Source organism: Veillonella sp. CHU594, assembly GCF_003992265.1.
GTDB lineage: Bacteria > Bacillota > Negativicutes > Veillonellales > Veillonellaceae > F0422.
The window spans coordinates 12,864-26,476 of record NZ_RQVB01000002.1; the positions used below are offsets into that span (position 1 = coordinate 12,864).

A 13,613-nucleotide genomic window follows, 5' to 3' on the forward strand; every position below is an offset into this window, starting at 1 on the left:
CTTAACCTCCTAAATGCCATGCTAAACGAGAGCCTTGATGACTTTCCATAAAGCCTTTACAAGGTCCATAGTAACAAGCATGTCCATCCACACATAAAATTGTATCTGCTACTTCCATAGCTTCTGTCACATCATGAGTGACCATAATAACAGTGATGTTTTCTTCTTTTAAAGATCGCAACACTTCGTATATTTTTTTGCTTGTTTCAAAGTCGATACCACTGGTTGGCTCATCTAGCAAAATATAGTTCGGTTTCCGTGCTAAGGCCTGTGCTAACATGACACGTTGTTGTTGACCACCGCTGAGTTCTCCAATACGGCGTTTCAAGAAATCTTGCATGCCCACCAATTCCAAAGCATCCAAGATGCGTCCTTTTCTATCTTCCTTCGGTACGTGAAATAAAGCGAGTCCCACTACCTCTTCTACGGTAGCTGGAAATTGGGCTGCATTCTTGTTATAAATTTGTGGCACTAAGTGAATGAGTCCTTTCATTTGTGCTTCTTTCGGACTAATGCCGTCTAAACAAAGATGTCCGGCTGTGGGTTCTAATAGTCCTGCTACCATACGAAGCCAGGTGGTTTTACCAGATCCATTAGGTCCCACCACCAGTACAAACTCACCTTTGGGAATGGTGATGGTCATATTATGGATAACCGTCTGAGATCCATAGGAAAATTGTACATCTTGTATGTGAATGCCTGCGTGCGTCATAGTTAACTCCTTTATGTTTCTAGTTATCGCATATATGGCAAAAGCTGTAATGACATCATCACTACAGCTTGTGTATTATAGTACGCGTTTTGCCCCTACATAGCGTGGTCCCCAGTAGCTATCATCAATATCTGCTACGGCTACACCACTGCTAGATGTGGCACTGATGAATTGTCCATCACCGATGTAAATACCAGAATGGGAAATCCCTGGTTCATAAGTTTCAAAGAACACTAAATCACCCGGTTGTAGATTACTTTTCTCTACTTTTTTACCTACTGTATACTGTTCGTCAGCTTGACGTGGTAAATCGTAACCAATTTTTTGGAATACATAGCGAATATATCCAGAGCAATCAAACCCTGCTGGTGTAGTGCCTCCAAATTTATAAGGCACTCCCGTAAACGTATTAGCATAGGTCAAAATCTCTTTCACATTGCCAGATATAGGTTGATATCCAATCTCTAAGCCTTTGTATGTTTTGCCTTTCTTTTTGAAAGTCAGCCCTTGTGGGGCAGAGCTTTTGTCTTTTTTATGCTTTAACGTAGATGTGATAGCTGTGGATTCTCTATTTGGATCGATATGGGCTAATAATTTAGCATCTTTTTCTGAAATTTCTTTCTTTTTAGATACCGTTTTTGTTGTCGCCGGCAGTGGTTTGCCCATCAACTTTTTATAGGTCACTGCTCCCAATATTCCGTCCACTGTTAATCCATTATCTTTTTGGAACAATCTAACAGCCCACTTTGTGTTTGCATCATATTCGCTAGTTTCCCTAGCTTTATAACCAGCAGCGATGAGTTTCTTTTGAATACCAAGAATTTCATTGCCTGTATCACCATATTGGTAAGCTCCTTGTACACTAGTACCTAAAAAGCCTACTAATAGAGCGACTGCCAGGTATTGTTTCTTTTTACTCGTCATAGGACTCCTCTCTTATATACGATTATTTGTCTTGTATGTGACAGTTTATGGCGTCTTTCACCCAATATAACGGTCGTTGTTTGACTTCTTCAAAAATTCGTCCCACATATTCTCCGATGATACCAATACCTACCAGTTGTACACCACCTAGGAAGAAGATAGCCACCCCTAGGGTAGACCAACCACTGATAACATTGTCAGAGAAGAAGTGAACAAACAATATGTGTCCGATCATAATCAGGCTTAATAGTCCACATAGCAAGCCGATATATAAGGCTAACCGCAAGGGTACTCTAGAAAATGCTGTAATGCCGTCTAAAGCAAAGCGCATCATTTTTTTTACACTAAATTTAGAAGTACCTGCAAAACGTGGGGGTGCTACGAAGTGAAATTCATGTTGTACGAACCCCAAGTCGCCTACAATGCCCCGCAAAAATCTACCATGTTCACGGAAGTTTTTCAATGTTTCTAAGGATTTTCGATTCATCAACCGGAAATCGGAACCACCTTCCACGATAGGAACATTGGCTAATTTGTTAAGCACTTTGTAATAGTATTTCGATGTAAAAGCTTTTGCCCAACTAGCATCTTCTGTGGAATCACGAATGGTACGTACTACATCTGCACCTGCTTCCCAATGCTTCACTAGTTCTGGAATCAACTCTGGTGGATGTTGCATATCTCCATCCATAGTGATTACCGCATCACCTTGGGCGTAATCTAATCCACAGGTCAAGGCTAATTGATGACCGAAATTTCTTGCCAATAACAGCACTTTTACCTTTGGATCTTGATTACCAATATATCGTAGCATGCCTGCACTATCATCACTGGACCCATCATCGACGAAAATAATTTCATGGTCATAGTCAAGTGTTTGCAATACATCTTTGACTGTAGTATAAAATTTTTGAATATTATCTTCCTCATTAAATACGGGAACAACAATTGACAGTAACATAGCTCCTCCTTATGATCTTTACCTATCTATTTTACAGGATTGAGACTTGTTTTGCAAACTCCGCTGTATATGGAGACGATATCTGACATGCAGAACATATGCTACAACAAGGATTCATAATATATAGTGGCAAACACATTTTATATCCTGTATACTGATGATAAGAATATTTCTCTTTTCTGATACTGATTATTTTTCATCATATTCCTTGTTGCCCTTCAATAACAAGAATCCCGATTTTATTTAACATTTATTTAGCACTTTTAAACTCATTCTTTCACAACATATATAAAGAATGTGATATTACCCCCATTCAGCAGTTAATTTTATTTACTATTTATTTAGCACTTTTAGGAAAAATACTATGAAACTAACTACATTAGAAGCAATTATATCATTAAAAGAGTCTTCACAAGTTGAATACAAAAAGGCTAAAAATGACTTCCCCAAAGATGCATGGAAATCATATTCTGCATTCGCTAATACTACAGGTGGCTATTTAATTTTAGGAATTTCTGAAGACGAGTGTAAAAAACCAGTTTTAACCGGAGTAAAAGATGCTGAAAAAATAATAAGCGACTTCTGTTCTACCCTAGGTGATAGATCTAAAGTTAGCTTAAATATCATAGAAAATGAAGATATACGAACAGCTATTATTGAAGATAAAACTATAGTTATTATACATATTAAGGAGGCTGCAATTACAGATAAACCTGTTTATCTTAATAACAACCTTGCTCATACTTATATCAGATTACACTCACAAGATCATTTAGTAGATACACAGCAATTAAGTACAATATTAAGAAATCAATCTGATCAATTAGATTATGAATTACTCCATAATTATGATATATCTGATTTAGATTTAGATAGCATTAATAGTTATAAATCAATACTATCTAAGAGATATCCCAGTTTAAACTACTCAGAAATGGACAACCAAAGCTTCTTAGAGAATATTGGCGTATTTCGTAAAAATCGAAATACTAATAAGATACACCTAACGGTTGCTGGATTATTATTCTTCGGCAAATACAACTCTATTATCGATCGATTCCCACATTATCATGTAGATTTTTTTGATAAACGCGGTAATTCACAAAGATGGAGTTTCCGAATTGAGTCAGGCAATTTAGATTTTCCAGATTTAAATTTATTTAATTATTATCGCTTAGTAAGTGAAAAACTCTTATTATCTGTAAACAGAAATTTTGAACTTGATGAGTACACGATCAGAAAAAACCCTACAGATTTAACAATTGCTTTACGCGAAGCATTTGTCAATATGATAATCCATGCGGACTACTTTTTAAATACAACCGCTTTAATTGCGGAAATTCATGAACCTTTTTATATTTTTATTAATCCCGGAATTATGAAAATCCCTGTAAAAGAATTTTTCACTGGAGGCGGTAGATCCTTGGTCAGAAATCCTCTTCTCGTTAGCTTATTCACTAGAATGGGCGCCTCTGAACATGCTGGTAGCGGCAGTCAAAAAATAATTGATGTTGTAGTAAAAAATAGATTCAAAGTTCCTGAATTAAAAAGCGACTTAGAAAGAACGTACTTAAAATTATGGATAGCAGAACCTCTAGTAGACGTTTCTAATCTAAAAGAGGATGAGAAAAAAGTGTATACATTTATCTGCAATCCTCCAACTTCAAATAAATCATCTATTAAATTTACAAAAAAAGAAATTGCCAATGCTCACCCTGATATAACCTCTGCTCGCTTAACAAGAATACTTAACAAGTTATCTGAACAAAATTTAATTGTAAAGATGGGCGCATACAAAAACAGAACTTATGTTAAAGCAGTTTCTTCAGTAGAAGTGATTCATCATTGGGGAGAAACTTATGATATTATAAAACATCTATTTTATAAAGATAAATCTGATTCATAGCAGATATCTTCTTTTTTTACCCATATGCACTTTTTACTAAAACATTAAATTTCATTATAATCATCTTCTACTTATCATACGGTAGAACATAAAAGAAGGTCTTCTTTACAATAATTTCTATTCACTCATTGTAATAAAAGATGACCTTCTTTTTCTATTTTATTTCTCTCAATAATTTTATACTATTTTTACCTTCGTTCTTATGTGTCGATATTGCTATGCACTCGCTTCATGAAATCAGACATAATAGCTACGCCAGTGAAAGAATGTTGCAAACACGTTTGGTAATTGTGCTCGTGGATACCTCCCAAAGCAATACCTTGTACTTGTGGGTAATGTGTCCGAATTAGTTTCAACAGTTCCTTCCCCCGCTTAACGCCAATGCCAGGGTGTCCTGTTTTGCATTGTGTGGGAAAGATGGGACTGATTAAGACGTACTCCAAATTAGGGATTCCTAGGGATGCTAATAACTTGATGTCATCTTCGTTGTGAACGGTGCTCCACATAGTTATGTCCTGAAAATGTTGTTGCAAGATAATCCATAGTTCTTCTTGTTCGGATTGCCAATAGCGTATTAGATTAGTGGGTAGATGGATTCGTTTTGCTGTTGCCAAAACAATAGCTAATTGCTCTCGATTCGTAATAACTTTTCCATGGTGTACTACGGTATCCCCGATGGCATCGCAGAGTTGGAGATACTCCTCAAAGGGTAAATCAGTGTCACGGCACAGGGTGTACAGACTACTGTGATTTCTCATCCAGTTGTCTGGTTCAGCACTATCTGCCCTCGCATCAGGCAATTTAGTACTATGAAGATTCGCTTTTACTGTAGATCTATATGCTCTACGTATATTATACGTTAAACTGCTTTCTTCTGTATGATTAATACAATGCTTGCCATACTTTTGTATTCTTTCTATCCCTCTAGACAGTGCTACACCATATGTGGCTAAGCTAATGTCATCTTTCAGTAACTGGCGATTTGTAATCAACACTAAGGTGTCTATAGATTGGTTATTTTTCTTCATAGAGCACATCGATATAATCACTCATCACCACTTGCATTCCTAAGGCTTTCACATCTTCCATGGCTTCTGCTACAGTTCTACTGTCAGCAATTTCAAATTGTGCATCCCCTTCTTCTTGTTTCTTTTCTTCTGAGGAATGTTCACCAATACCTGTGCTGACACCTGCTGACAGTTTCGTCGCTGCTAATGGTAGGACCCCGTTGCGGAACCTGGCTGTTTCTCTAGTGGAAATCGTAATATTTGCATAAGGTAGGAATAAGCGATATGCCAAGATGACTTGCAATAATTGAGCTTCTCCTACGTCCCCTGCATTGATGGTATCATCATTGACGATAGGCCGCAGGCGTGGACAGGAAATACTAATTTCTCCATGAGGATACGCACGTTGTAGCATATGGGCATGCAAGGCTGTGGCAAAGGCATCTTTTCGGAAATCATCCAATCCCAATAAGGCTGCTAAACCTACTCCCCGCATACCCCCTCGCAAAGCTCGTTCTTGCGTTTCAAGTCGATAGGGAAATACGCTTTTATTTCCTAACAAATGCAATGTTTTATAATTTTCCCAATTATACGTTTCTTGGAATACGGTCACATAATCACAACCGCATTCTCGTAGGTACGCATAATCGTCTACATTGGCAGGATAAATTTCTACGCCCACTACCTTAAAATATTTTTTTGCTAATTCACAGGCACGCCCAATGTAAGAAATAGGACTATGGCGTTCACTTTCCCCAGTCAAAATTAAAATATCCTGTAATCCTGTTTTGGCAATATTTTTTAACTCTTCTTCAATACCTGCTTCATCTAACTTCGCCCGATGGATCTGATTTTTACAGTTGAAGCCACAATACACGCATAGGTTATCGCAATAGTTTGAAATATATAACGGTGTAAATAAATACACAGAATTGCCAAAGTATCGTGTTCGTACGGCCTTTGCTTTTTCCGCTAGTTCTTCCAAAAATGGTTCTGCTGTAGGAGATAATAAAATTTTCAGTCCTTCTACATCAATGGTATCTTCTTGCAACACACGGCGCACATCATCTGCTGTGTATCGATCGTACGTATATTGCTCACGTTCTCGCAATACCGTCTCTAAAATAGGACTTTCAATTTGATCCATGTGGGGGCGATACTTCCAACATGGATCATCTATATGGTATCTGGTGGTACTAGACATGGCTATTCCTTTCCTATTATCTCAAAAATCCAGTCAACGGAGATGAAGCGCTACCACCGGTTTCAAGAGTAGGCCCTAATTTTGACAAATATGCCAATCTTCCTGCTTGGATGGCTAAACCAAATGCTTTCGCCATACCTCGAATATGGCCCGCAGAAGCTACGGCTGTATTTGCCATGATTGCAGCTACGCCCATTTCCATTGCTTCTGCTGCTTGGGATGGAGCACCAATACCAGCATCTACAATGATAGGCAAATCAATTTCATTCACTAAAATTTTGATAAATTCCTTTGTCTGCAATCCACGATTAGATCCAATTGGCGCCGCTAACGGCATCACCGCAGCGGCTCCAGCATTCACCAAATCACGAGCCACTTCTAAGTCTGGATACATGTATGGCATAACGATGAATCCTTCTTTTGCTAATATTTCTGTAGCTTTAATGGTCTCCCCATTATGTGGCAATAAATATTTTGAATCTTTCATAATTTCTACTTTTACAAAATCTCCACAACCTGTAGCTCGGGATAATCTTGCTATACGCACCGCTTCTTCAGCATCTCTAGCGCCACTCGTATTAGGGATTAAGATAGTATCCTTTGGGATAGCATCTAGGATATTTTCCACTTCTCCACCTACCGCACGACGTAGGGCTAAGGTAATCATTTCTGCGCCCGCTTCTTCTAGGACAGCCTCGATTAAGTCGATAGAAAATTTACCAGACCCCAAGATAAATCGAGAATGTAATGTATGTCCCCCTAAGGTCCATGTATCTTGTGTTTCCATATCTTTTACTGAACGTGTCATAGGTTCCTCCTTAATCAATATCTTCCCCATGTAGTAGTTGAATCACAGCATTTGCCATATGTCCGGCGCACACCATGACACGAGCGGCAGTAATTTTTCCGATAGAATCGATATCGCTCACTCCATCGCCACATAGATACCAACGATGATGTCTTCGTTCACGGCGGATACCATTACTATCCCCCCAACCTGCCATACCTGAACAGCCTACTAATAATGGCTCTGCTGGATGGGTCAAAATAACTTCTGTCATCCACGCTTTTGTGACAGCCTTGTCCACTGCTTCTACAACCATATCATAGCCATCGATTAATTCAGATAATCTTTCTGGTGTGAGGCATTCATTATGAACGATAACTTCACAGTTTGGATTCATCCGATTGAGATGGCCTTTCATAGCCTCCACTTTTAAAACTCCTACATCATTCACCTCATAATATTGACGGCCTAAGTTACTTTCATCCACAACGTCAAAGTCTACGATTTCTAACTGACCAATTCCAGCACGGCACAATGCCACTGCCACATGGGATCCAACACCGCCTACACCGATGAGCAGAACTTTTTTATCTTGTAAAGATACCATTTAGCCACCTCCTACAAAGGTTACTACTTCCATTGTGTCTGCAGGACTCACACGAGTCGATTCCCAGTCTGCTTTAGAAAGAATCTTCCCATTATATTCCACTACGATGCGATCCATTCGAAACGCTAGGGCTGCCAGTACTTCTTGCACTGTTTGCCCCTCATAATGATACGTTGCTCCATTTACTTTCATCATATCCTCCTAACTATAGCGTATGCTATATACCTATTTCAAACTAGTATCATACCAATTATCCGTCATGGCTCCTTCACCACATACTAGTATAAAAAAACAGCACGAAAAACCATACCCGCGGTGGTATGCCCCTTCATGCTGTAGCACTCTATCGTCTCACTATTCTGTTCCCCTTGTACATCCACTTAGATACACCTTCCATGCATACTCATATACGATATACCATCCTATAAAAGCACAAAAAAGGACATCCTGTTGGATGTCCTCAGTATGACGAATCAAACTTATCCTACGTTGGCATTATCCAAATCAGGTTATGGGTCAAAACTTTCGTTTACTCTCAGCCACTAGGCTCCCCAAAGTTCTCTTTCAGTATACGCTGATACGCCTCAATTTGCAAGTCTAAGTATCAACAACTTTTATCGTCTCCGTGCAGACACAGAGGCATAATTTTTAATCACAACGATAGGTGTCATTTGGCTATCATTGCCAAATGGATTATCGATTAAAATTTGTGCAATTTGCTGCGGTTTCAATCCACGACTATGTCCTAAGATAGCCGCTCGTTTTAAATCATTCACGTCCGCTACACAAGCCCCATAGGCACCTGTTGCTTTCATAATAGCATCGGCTACTGCATGTGGTTGTTTTGGTCCATATACAATGCATTTATCAAATGGAGGCATAGTCCCTGTCACATCATCTGTTAAGGATGCAGTCCGTGCCATTTGATAGAAGACGCCAGATTTTTTAAACACTTTAGCTACGGCTCCACAGAGGAAGGCAAACATCATTTTCCATTCCCCTTCTTTATCCATAGCTGCTTGCATACCATACACAGATGCCATAGAACCATCAGGATGGATAAAGCGATTTAAAAATTTAGCTTGCCAAGATACTTTTAAATCTTCTGGTCGTGTAAACTCCCCTTGCGTGATAGCCACGACGGATTCTGCTACGCACACAATATCTTCTGGTCCAATATAAGGACCTGCAAATTCTACGATAGCCTCTACGATATCATCTTTGTTCGTTAAAATGCGCGTAGGGATTGGTAATAGTTCTAATTCTGCCATGATGTACCTCCTATTTACGCATTGCTACTTCTAACTCTTCTGCAGTTAGAGTAATTCTAGTTTTTGAAATACGGTATGCCTCACGACCTACTACTTGATGGTAGATATCGATAGGCATGTCTGGGAATCCCACTAAGTCTTTACGAATATTACCACTATTAGCCGTCATCACTAGACGCAAACGAATGGTACTGCCTTGTCGTTGTTTATAGACTAACGCTTCCCAATAGCCATCATGACGTTCTGCCTTTGCATCGGTTAACCACGATTGAATTCGCACATTGTCAAATTGTTCTTGTGGTAATAAATGACGAGGGAACATATCCATGATGGTTCCGTATTGTTTACCTCTGTTCACAAATGGAATATCCGTAGATAACACTACTTGATCAAAACTAATGTCTTCTACCACAAATGGAGTGCGACGTTTCACCATGATCACAATGTCTTCATTGCCTTGGCGCCATGCAAATATGCGGTAGGCAATATAAATGATAGCAATGATACAGGCTATCCACACTAGGGTATCTATTAATGTGTAAATATACATAGTTCCTCCTATAGAGTAATGAGCTTAGCTGTTAAGCTAGTATCCTTGAAAATATCTTGTACGATAGACGTTACTCGATCCGCATGGCTAGTAACACAAACTTGTATAGAACCTTTTCTACCTGATGTCTGCTCCAAATCTTCTCCGTACAAAATAGCTCCTACAGCATCAGATGTTTCCCACGCAGGGTCTACAAAGCAAATTTGTTCTTTAGCCAACTCACGCAGTATGGGTTCTACTAAGGGATAGTGGGTACATCCTAAAATGGCCACTTCCACATTTGCCTCTACCAAAGGCTGTACATATTCTTTTGCACAATGTCGTAAAACTGCATCATCTAAATGACCTTCTTCAATACAGGCCGCCAAATCTTTACAGCCTTGTTCTACTACTTTTACATGAGGCTTCAAGGTATGGACTGCATCCATATGTTTATGACTATTAATAGTCGCTACCGTAGCCATAATGCCTAAAGGTCCTTTACGTTTCTGTTTAACCTTAATACGCAGAGCATCATGAATCCCCTGTGCCATCCCCACAATAGGTACATCAAATTGTTTGGATAGTTTGTCCAAGGCTACCACAGAAAATGTATTGCAAGCGATGACTATTAGTTTCACTGGTTGGGCCACTAAAAACTCTGCAATTTTCGTAGCAATGCCTTCAATTTCCTCAATCGGCCTATTGCCTACTGGATTGTTTGCACTATCTCCAACATAAATAAAATCTTCTTCCGGAAATTCTTGTGCTAGCACAGATAATACAGACAATCCACCGATTCCAGAGTCGAATACTCCAATAGGTAATTCCTTCTGTATGGGCGTCATTCCCTACTCCTCCTCTGCTACGGCTTTCATGGGTTTAAAAAATATATCTGGCAAGCGAATAATTTTACCTGTTTCTTTAGCAGTAAACACATTTTGTGTTTCCCCTGTACAGATCAATGCATTATCACTGTCACGGATAATCCGATATGTGAAAGTACATTGCGCCCGCGACAAAGAGGCTACTGTTAATTCCACCCGCAATACATCATCAAAGCGTGCCACTTCCTTATACTCACAGCTCACTTTTGTAATAGGAAAGACGATGCCCTCTTGCATCATGTCCCATAGACTAATACCACAGCGGCGAAAATATTCAATTCTCCCCATTTCAAACCACCGTAAATGATTCGTATGATGGGCAATCTCCATCATATCCGTTTCATAAAATCGGACACGTAAAGATGTAGAAATCATCGTATACTACCTTTCCTATGCAATAAGAGGCTCCAAAGAGCCCCTTTACTGATTAATCAATTGATCCGATAGGCACAAATTTTTGTGCTTTTTCCTTATGGGAAGCCTTAATATAGCGATTTGCTACTTTCATAGCAATTGCTAATACTGCCACATCATCCACCCAACCAAGACCTGGTACGCTATCTGGGATAAAATCAATAGGCAATATCAAGTATCCTAAAGCGCCTGCAATAACGGCCTTTACAAATGCTGGTGTATCTGTATCACGTAAACAATAATATAACATAACAGCTTTTCGTGCAAACATAATATTACGACCCATGCGATTCACAGTGGACATAAAGGCATCAGATGTAAAGGTTTTTCCATACTTAAGGATTTGTAAGATATTCATAGTTATAACCTCTCTGATTATTGTTTGAACTTGTCTTTTGCTTGTTCTGCTAAGTCGATGGCTTTTTCTTTTGTTTGTTCTGCCAATTCCACTGCTGTTTCCTTCACAACTTCCGCTTTTTCACGAATGTCTTGCACCGCTTCTTGTGCGTGATCAATCGCTTTGGCTGTCAATTCAGAAGCTTTTTCTTCTACTTGCTGTAATGTCGGCTCTACCACCTCTTTTACCTGTTGAAGTTTTGGTTCTACCTTTTCTTTTACTTGTTGTAATTTTGGTTCTACCACTTCTTTTACATCTTGCATAACAGCTGTGGCTTTTTCCACCACTGGTTCTACTTTAGTTTGTAAGGAATCATTTAATGTTTGTCGCACCGTATCTGCTTTTTCATAAGCGGCTTTTGTATATACGCTTGCTTTAGATGCTGATGTACCTGCTACGGCACCAGTTAAAGATAATGCTTCAGTTGCTAAAATTTTAAGCAAAGAGCCTACGCCTTTTGCAGCATGACGAGCATTATCTAGTAATTCTTCATTACCACTTTTCTCTAATGTGTCTTTCACCGTAGCTGCCAAGATGGATACGGCTCCTACTGCTAGATCTTTTACAGCACTTACATTAGCCAACAAATCAGATCCAACAAAAGAACCTGCAAAGCCTTTGGCACTTGCTAAGTAATCATTACCAGACACCTGTACATCATCTAAGAAATCTACAGTTTCATTACCCAACGGCTTATCCCGAAGTGGTGTATTCGCCAATGTGATGACTGTTTCTTTATTATGTTCATAAATATCTACTAAACGTTGACGATATTCTTCATAGTTCGGACATGCTGGCATACCATCTTCAATCCATTTGGCAGCCATTTTACCAATACCATAGGTAATAGCCGCTGCCACAGGGACGCGAAGAATCACTGTTGGCACGACTGTACATACTAACGCTGCTACAGCACTACCACCAAGACCCACTAAAAATCCAGTCACCCCTTCTTTAGCAGGGCATACGCCATATACTTGAGCAATGCGTGATACCATGTACACATCATTAGCCAATAAACCTACATAATTAAATTTTGGTAATGCCGCGATACCAGCTGCACGAGCTGCTGCCCAACGGCAAATCATTTCTACTTCTTCTTGTACATTCGTTGCTTGAGGAAGTGTTGCATTATTGTATTCCAACTGCTCCATATTTGTCTCCTATATTGACCACAAAACATTAAATGTAAATGTACTTATTACCCTTATTGTATCAAATTTCTCAATGAATTACCAACTTGTTAGTCCACCGTCTACAGTCCAAGCTGCACCCGTCACGAAAGATGCTTTCTCACTGATAAGAAAAGCAATGACTTCGCCAACTTCTCGCGGTTGAGCAATCCGTCCTAATGGATAGTGTAAAGCCATTTCTTCCTTAGCTTTCACAATATCACCCGATGGTTCATTGGCTAATTGTTTTGCCACTAATGAAGTATCTACATCACCAGGACACACACAATTAACGCGAACACGATGAGGTGCCATTTCTAAGGACAGTGATTTCGTAAAACTCACTACAGCCCCTTTGGATGCTCCGTACACAGTGCACGCCACATTACCTTGTAGTCCTGCATCACTTGATATAGTCACAATACTACCATGCACTTGTTTCAAGTACGGTGCTGCGGCTTGGCATAAAAAGACAGTACCTTTTACATTCGTTCCAAACATCTCATCAAAGTTTTGCTCATCCACATCTTCCAATAGTCGTTCTTCATAATACCCAGCTGCCGTTACTAAGGCATTTAAATTGCCAAACAAACGAATCGTATCTTCCACAATACGACGGCAATTCATAACCTTACTTACATCTCCTTGCACAAATCGTACTTTCGAGGAAATACGGCGCAATTTTACAACCGCTTCTTGTCCATCCCATTCATTGCGGCCGTTAATCACCACACACCAGCCTTGCTTTAACAACAATTCTGCAGTAGCAAAGCCTATACCCGATGTGCCGCCGCTAATTAATGCTACTTGATTATCACTAAATTTTTGCATAGTT

At 39.4% G+C, this 13,613-nt stretch carries 16 protein-coding genes and 1 riboswitch; of the genes, 1 reads left to right on the top strand and 15 read right to left on the bottom strand.

What is annotated here, in order from left to right; genetic code table 11:
- Position 1: 1 nt before the first annotated feature.
- From EO111_RS00555 to EO111_RS00565, 3 genes are all read right to left on the bottom strand, one after another.
- Positions 2-712, bottom strand: a complete 711-nt coding sequence (locus EO111_RS00555; protein ID WP_009352919.1) for a metal ABC transporter ATP-binding protein — start codon at positions 710-712, stop codon at positions 2-4.
- Positions 713-787: 75 nt separating this feature from the next.
- Positions 788-1,636, bottom strand: a complete 849-nt coding sequence (locus tag EO111_RS00560) for an NlpC/P60 family protein (protein ID WP_127010193.1) — start codon at positions 1,634-1,636, stop codon at positions 788-790.
- 22 nt (positions 1,637-1,658) lie between these two features.
- Positions 1,659-2,597 (bottom strand): glycosyltransferase family 2 protein, encoded by a 939-nt coding sequence (locus EO111_RS00565; protein WP_062401317.1) that lies wholly within the window; start codon positions 2,595-2,597, stop codon positions 1,659-1,661.
- Between the two features lie 364 nt (positions 2,598-2,961).
- On the opposite strand from EO111_RS00565, the gene EO111_RS00570 reads away from it, so the two are divergent.
- Positions 2,962-4,503, top strand: coding sequence for an RNA-binding domain-containing protein (locus EO111_RS00570; protein ID WP_127010194.1), 1,542 nt, complete (start codon positions 2,962-2,964; stop codon positions 4,501-4,503).
- Between the two features lie 200 nt (positions 4,504-4,703).
- On the opposite strand, the gene EO111_RS00575 is transcribed toward EO111_RS00570, so the two are convergent.
- The 12 genes from EO111_RS00575 to EO111_RS00630 all read right to left on the bottom strand — a co-directional run bounded on the left by EO111_RS00575 (position 4,704) and on the right by EO111_RS00630 (position 13,609).
- Positions 4,704-5,531: a thiamine phosphate synthase gene (locus EO111_RS00575; RefSeq protein ID WP_164723936.1), complete on the bottom strand. Its 828-nt coding sequence runs from the start codon at positions 5,529-5,531 to the stop codon at positions 4,704-4,706.
- Entirely contained in the window at positions 5,518-6,714 is a 1,197-nt protein-coding gene (thiH, locus tag EO111_RS00580; protein WP_127010195.1) for a 2-iminoacetate synthase ThiH, read from the bottom strand. The genes EO111_RS00575 and thiH overlap by 14 nt, the downstream gene beginning before the upstream one ends.
- A gap of 16 nt (positions 6,715-6,730) precedes the next feature.
- Complete coding sequence (locus EO111_RS00585) at positions 6,731-7,522, bottom strand: thiazole synthase (RefSeq protein ID WP_009352895.1); 792 nt, start codon at positions 7,520-7,522, stop codon at positions 6,731-6,733.
- A 10-nt stretch (positions 7,523-7,532) separates the two neighbouring features.
- A complete protein-coding gene (gene thiF, locus EO111_RS00590; RefSeq protein ID WP_127010196.1) occupies positions 7,533-8,108 on the bottom strand; it encodes a sulfur carrier protein ThiS adenylyltransferase ThiF in 576 nt (191 codons plus the stop codon).
- Complete coding sequence (gene thiS, locus EO111_RS00595; RefSeq protein WP_009352953.1) at positions 8,109-8,300, bottom strand: sulfur carrier protein ThiS; 192 nt, start codon at positions 8,298-8,300, stop codon at positions 8,109-8,111.
- 272 nt (positions 8,301-8,572) lie between these two features.
- Positions 8,573-8,672: riboswitch (TPP riboswitch) on the bottom strand.
- 50 nt (positions 8,673-8,722) lie between these two features.
- Positions 8,723-9,379 carry a coenzyme F420-0:L-glutamate ligase gene (locus EO111_RS00600; RefSeq protein ID WP_009352865.1) on the bottom strand — a complete coding sequence of 219 codons (657 nt, stop codon included), beginning with the start codon at positions 9,377-9,379 and terminating at the stop codon, positions 8,723-8,725.
- A gap of 10 nt (positions 9,380-9,389) precedes the next feature.
- Positions 9,390-9,929, bottom strand: a complete 540-nt coding sequence (locus tag EO111_RS00605) for a hypothetical protein (protein ID WP_009352952.1) — start codon at positions 9,927-9,929, stop codon at positions 9,390-9,392.
- 8 nt (positions 9,930-9,937) lie between these two features.
- Positions 9,938-10,756 carry a glutamate racemase gene (murI, locus tag EO111_RS00610; RefSeq protein WP_062401321.1) on the bottom strand — a complete coding sequence of 273 codons (819 nt, stop codon included), beginning with the start codon at positions 10,754-10,756 and terminating at the stop codon, positions 9,938-9,940.
- Between the two features lie 3 nt (positions 10,757-10,759).
- Entirely contained in the window at positions 10,760-11,170 is a 411-nt protein-coding gene (locus EO111_RS00615) for a thioesterase family protein (RefSeq protein ID WP_062401323.1), read from the bottom strand.
- A gap of 52 nt (positions 11,171-11,222) precedes the next feature.
- Positions 11,223-11,567 (bottom strand): YkvA family protein, encoded by a 345-nt coding sequence (locus tag EO111_RS00620; protein WP_009352977.1) that lies wholly within the window; start codon positions 11,565-11,567, stop codon positions 11,223-11,225.
- Between the two features lie 17 nt (positions 11,568-11,584).
- Positions 11,585-12,760 (bottom strand): hypothetical protein, encoded by a 1,176-nt coding sequence (locus tag EO111_RS00625; RefSeq protein ID WP_127010197.1) that lies wholly within the window; start codon positions 12,758-12,760, stop codon positions 11,585-11,587.
- A gap of 78 nt (positions 12,761-12,838) precedes the next feature.
- On the bottom strand, positions 12,839-13,609 hold the full coding sequence (locus tag EO111_RS00630) for an SDR family NAD(P)-dependent oxidoreductase (protein ID WP_009352933.1): 771 nt from the start codon (positions 13,607-13,609) through the stop codon (positions 12,839-12,841).
- Positions 13,610-13,613: the final 4 nt, after the last annotated feature.